This is a genomic window from Collinsella aerofaciens (assembly GCF_015556945.1).
In the GTDB taxonomy this organism is placed as follows: domain Bacteria; phylum Actinomycetota; class Coriobacteriia; order Coriobacteriales; family Coriobacteriaceae; genus Collinsella; species Collinsella aerofaciens_AO.
In genome coordinates this window covers 1-4808 of record NZ_JADNNH010000049.1, presented here as the reverse complement: position 1 = coordinate 4808, position 4808 = coordinate 1, and the positions used below count along the sequence as shown (strand labels likewise).

The window sequence follows — 4808 nt, the reverse complement described above, 5'->3', positions numbered from 1 at the left end:
CCGCATCTGATGGTGTCGACGTCAATGGTATACGGGTGCACCATCGACGTCTTCAATACAGAAGATATCAGTGCGGAATATTCCGGAGAGAAGTCCCCGTCCCGCCCCCGGATTCCCTGCGTTTACGGCCTTGAGGCCGGCGGGCGGAGAAGGATGTGGTCGATAGGGATACGTGTCCCCTTCGCTGTTTCGCGCTTTGCGCGAAAGGCGCGTTGCTTTGGGATGGGTGGGGAACGTGGTTGCTTTGGCAACTGATCTCCGCCACAAATTACCCTTGGCATACTTGCGCGAGAACCTGCTCGTGCTACACTTGCAATTGCTGTTTCAGGGCGGGGTGAAATTCCCCACTGGCGGTAAATCGGGCGGTGCCAAAGGGGTACCGTGGCGCAGGTAAAGTGCCTGCGACCGAGCCGATGAGTCCGCGACCCGTGTGTGCGTTGGTTCGCATGCCGGTTGAACTGGTGAGATCCCAGTACCAACGGTTAGAGTCCGGATGAAAGAGGCAGGTGATCTTATGTCTGAACAGTCGCAGCATATCCATTTTGAGAACACGAATAGGTGGAGCACCAAACAGCTCGTTACCATGGCGCTGATGTGCGCCTTGGGCGCCCTGTTTATGTATGTGCAGCTGCCCATCCTTCCTTCGGCGCCGTTTTTGACGTATGACCCGTCGCTGGTGCCGGCGATGGTGTGCGGGTTTGCGTATGGTCCCAGCGCCGGTACCGCCGTTGCCGCTATGGCTATCGTTATCCATGCACTCACTACGGGTGACTGGGTCGGCGCGCTTATGAACCTGGTTGCCACGCTGGGCTACATTCTGCCCGCGGCGATCGTCTACCAGAAGATGCACACCTACAAGGGTGCCGTGATTGGCCTGGCACTGGGCGTTATTGCCGCTACGGTGCTTTCTATGGTTGCGAATCTGACCATTGGCGTTTGGTTCTGGTATGGCTCGGTCGATGTGATCGCCCCGCTCATGATTCCTGCCGTGCTGCCGTTCAACCTTATCAAGACCGTGCTCAACTCAGTGTTGACGCTGGTGGTGTACAAGGCGGTCTCTAATCTCATCACGCCTAAAAAGGACCAGGTCAAAGGCCGCGCATGATTGAGTGTCGGGGCGTTTCCTTTAGCTACGACGGTGCCGCTCAGGCACTTGACGGCATCGATCTGAGCATTAAGGACGGGGAGTTTTTCTGCATCCTCGGCGGAAACGGGTCGGGCAAGTCGACGTTTGCCAAGCATTTGAACGCGCTGCTGCAGCCCGATGCGGGAACGGTGTGCGTCAACGGCATGGACGCGTCCGATCCCGAGCTGGTCTACGACATCCGCTCGACTGCGGGCATGGTGTTCCAGAATCCCGACGACCAGCTTGTGGCGACGCTTGTCGAGGACGATGTTGCGTTTGGTCCCGAGAACTTAGGGGTCGAATCGGCCCAGATCGCGCAGCGCGTGCGCGAGGCGCTGAAGGCCGTGGGTCTGGTGGGCTTTGAGTGCCACGAGACCCACGCTCTCTCGGGCGGACAAAAGCAGCGCGTGGCGCTTGCCGGCGTGCTCGCCATGGAGCCGCGCGTGCTCATTTTGGACGAGGCGTCCTCGATGCTCGATCCGCGCGGGCGCAAGGGCCTTATGAAGGCCTGTCACGCGCTGCACGAACGCCGCATGACCATCGTGATGATTACGCACTTTATGGAGGAGGCCGCCGAGGCCGATCGTGTCGCGGTATTTCGGGCGGGGCACGTTGCCATGCTCGGTACGCCCGAGGAAATCTTGACGCGGGCGGATGAGCTTGCGCAGCTCAACCTGGATATGCCGGCGTCGTGTCGTCTGGGCAGGTCGCTTCGTGCGAAGGGCGTGCCCGTTTGCGCGCAGGTGCGCGAGGCGGGTATGGTTGCCGCGGTTGCGCAGGCCTATACCGAGCGAAGTGAGGCGGGTACCGCGGGGCAGCCTTCCGTATCCCAGTTGGAAATCGCTGACGGCACTGTTCCGGCAGACAACAAGGACAACGCATCAGAGCCCGTCATCGAGCTATCCCATGTTTCGTACAGCTATTCGCTCAGTCCGCGCGAGCGCCGTCGCTGGCATAAGCGCTCGGCCGCTGCGGGCAAATCAACCAAGCAGGCTCTCTGGGGAAATGACCCTAGTAGTCCGTGGGCACTGCGCGACGTGTCTTTGACGGTACGTCGCGGCGAGTTCCTGGGGCTAGCAGGCCATACCGGCTCGGGTAAATCAACGCTGGTTCAGCATCTCAACGGGTTGATTCGTCCGCAGGAGGGAAGCGTTTGCGCGCTGGGGCTCGACCTGTCAAACAAGAAAGACGCCGCCGCGGTTAAGGCCAAGGTCGGCGTGGTGTTTCAGTATCCCGAGCGCCAGTTATTTGCCGAGACCGTGGCGCAGGACGTGGCGTTTGGCCCGCGCAACCTTGGTCTGCCGCAAGACGAGGTTGCGCGCCGTGTCGCATCATCGCTTACGCGCGTGGGCCTCGACCTTGTCGCGATAGGCGATAAGAGCCCCTTTGAGCTTTCGGGCGGCCAGCAGCGCCGCGTGGCGTTTGCCGGCGTGCTTGCTATGGAGCCCGAGGTCCTAGTACTCGATGAGCCCATGGCAGGGCTCGATCCGGCTGCGCGCAGGGATTTCCTAGGGCTCATCGGTCGACTCCATCGCGAGGGCCTGACCGTTGTCATGGTTTCGCACAGCATGGATGATCTGGCAAATTGTTGTGACCGTATCGTTGTGATGAACGAGGGCGCCGTGTTTGCCGAGGGAACGCCCACGCAGGTTTTTGCGCGCGCGGATGAGCTCAAGTCGATCGGCCTGGGCGTTCCTGCCGCCCAGCGTATGGCGCTGGCGCTCGCGCAGGCCGGTGTGCCGCTCCGCTGCGACAAGCTTTATACGGTTGAGGCGCTGGCCGACGAGCTGGCCGGCTTGCTGCTGGGCTGTGCGGACGGGCCTTTGGGGGCTCCGCGTCAGGCCGGTTCCAAGGCGCCCACGCGAGAGGAGGGCTGCTGATGGAGGCGTTTTCGTTTGGTAGTTACTATCCCGGCGATAGTGCAATCCACCGCCTGGACCCGCGAACCAAGTTGCTCTTGGGCTTTGTGTTTCTGATCACGACGCTCACGGTCAGTGGCTTCCGCGGACTGGCCCCTGTCGCAATTTTCGTCGTGCTGATCTATGCCGTGTCCCGGGTGCCGTTGCGCCGGGTCCTATCATCGATGGCGCCGCTGCTGGCAATCGTCGTCGTGGTCGCGGTGCTCAACTTGTTTACCGATCAGAGTGGGCGCATCTTGTGGCAGCTCGGTTTTCTGCAGATAAGCGAGGGCTCACTGCGTTCTGCCGCCTTTATGGCGTGCCGCCTGACGTTGATGATGGCCGGCATGAGTGCCATTACGCTCACTACGCCGACGCTCGACCTCACCGCGGGCTTTGAGCGTCTGCTCGCACCGTTTGCGCGTGTGGGACTTCCTGCGCACGAGCTCGGCATGATTATGGGTATCGCGTTGCGCTTTATGCCGCAGTTCGCCACCGAGATGAAGCAGACGGCCGATGCGCAGGCGAGCCGCGGTGCACGCGTAACGGGCGGTCCGCTCGGTGGCGTACGCATGCTCGGCAGTGTGGCGATTCCGCTGTTCACCGGCGTGTTCCGTCATGCCGAGACGCTGTCTGCTGCCATGGATGCACGCTGCTATCACGGCGAGCAGGGCCGCACACGTCTGCATGCGCTTGCATTTGGCCGCGGCGATGCGTTGGCTGCGGTGGTGACGGCGCTGCTGCTCATCTGCGTCATCGGCATCAATCTTCAACTTGTTTAGGCGCGATTCGAGCGCAAGAAAGGGGTCCCTATGACCGACAACGACCGCACGGCTCAGCTTGAGCGCGTCTGTTCGTATCTCAGGCGCATTCCGGCGTGGTATCTGGCCACGACCGATGTGGCCGACGGACATCAGCCCCGCGTGAGACCGTTTTCGTTTGCCATGGTCGATGACGGTAAGTTGTGGTTTTGCACGTCGCGCGATAAGGATGTGTGGGCGGAGCTGAGTGCGAATCCCAAGTTTGAAGTATCGGGCTGGAAGCCGGGGGAATGTTGGATCGTGTTGACCGGCGAAGCCGCACTTGAGGACGACGCAGCTGCGAGCGACAAGGTGCGTCAAGCGGGTTTTAAGCACATGGTGGGCATTGGCGAGCAACACGATAGTGCCAACGACGGCCGCCTTGCGTTTTTCTCGGTCCGCAATATCGTCGCCCGCTTCTGTGATATCGACGGCAGCGAGGAGCGCCTGGAGCTCTAGCTCACACAAACCAAGCTCTCAAACTGGCTAGTACAGGAGGAAACGTGGACGGATTGAATACGGTTTTGGAGTATCTGACGTCGGTGCCGGCGTGGTACTTGGCGACGAGCGTGGACGGGCAGCCACATGTACGTCCGTTCTCGTTTGCACAGATTCAGGACGGTAAGCTGTGGTTTGTGACGGCGCGCACCAAAGATGTGTGGCAAGAGCTTCTGCAAAACCAGCGCTTTGAGGCCACGAGTTGGTGGCCGGGCCATGGTTGGTTGATCCTGCGCGGGCGTGCGGGGCTGGAAGACCGGGCTTCGAGTGAAATGCGCGAGGCCGGTTGGAAGCATCTTGAGCGCCTGGGCGAGCACTATGAGGGGCCTAACGACCCCACGCTCGTCTTCTTTAGCGTCGAGGATCCCGAGGCTTTTATCTGCAATCACGACGAATGGGTGCCGGTCGAGCTCTAGCCAGCTGGCTCATCCTAACAACTTGGTTTTCGCATGGGCGGGCCCCGTATTGCCCGGCGCCGTTAGGAGC

At 61.0% G+C, this 4808-nt stretch carries 5 protein-coding genes and 1 riboswitch; all 5 genes read left to right on the top strand.

From position 1 onward, the window contains the following. Window positions 1-316: 316 nt before the first annotated feature. A riboswitch (FMN riboswitch) is annotated at window positions 317-509 on the top strand. A gap of 5 nt (window positions 510-514) precedes the next feature. From I2F59_RS09655 to I2F59_RS09635, 5 genes are read left to right on the top strand one after another with little or no spacing between them, the layout of a single operon-like run. Further along, window positions 515-1105 (top strand): ECF transporter S component, encoded by a 591-nt coding sequence (locus I2F59_RS09655; protein ID WP_229065438.1) that lies wholly within the window; start codon window positions 515-517, stop codon window positions 1103-1105. Next, window positions 1102-3006, top strand: coding sequence for an energy-coupling factor transporter ATPase (locus I2F59_RS09650; protein WP_195503991.1), 1905 nt, complete (start codon window positions 1102-1104; stop codon window positions 3004-3006). Before I2F59_RS09655 ends, I2F59_RS09650 begins: the two co-directional genes overlap by 4 nt. Beyond that, window positions 3006-3806 (top strand): energy-coupling factor transporter transmembrane component T family protein, encoded by an 801-nt coding sequence (locus I2F59_RS09645; protein WP_195232443.1) that lies wholly within the window; start codon window positions 3006-3008, stop codon window positions 3804-3806. The genes I2F59_RS09650 and I2F59_RS09645 overlap by 1 nt, the downstream gene beginning before the upstream one ends. A 30-nt stretch (window positions 3807-3836) precedes the next feature. Continuing rightward, on the top strand, window positions 3837-4283 hold the full coding sequence (locus I2F59_RS09640; RefSeq protein ID WP_195503990.1) for a pyridoxamine 5'-phosphate oxidase family protein: 447 nt from the start codon (window positions 3837-3839) through the stop codon (window positions 4281-4283). Between the two features lie 44 nt (window positions 4284-4327). Continuing rightward, the gene (locus tag I2F59_RS09635) at window positions 4328-4738 is read left to right on the top strand and encodes a pyridoxamine 5'-phosphate oxidase family protein (protein WP_195503989.1); all 411 of its coding nucleotides are present in this window, start codon (window positions 4328-4330) and stop codon (window positions 4736-4738) included. Window positions 4739-4808 lie beyond the last annotated feature (70 nt).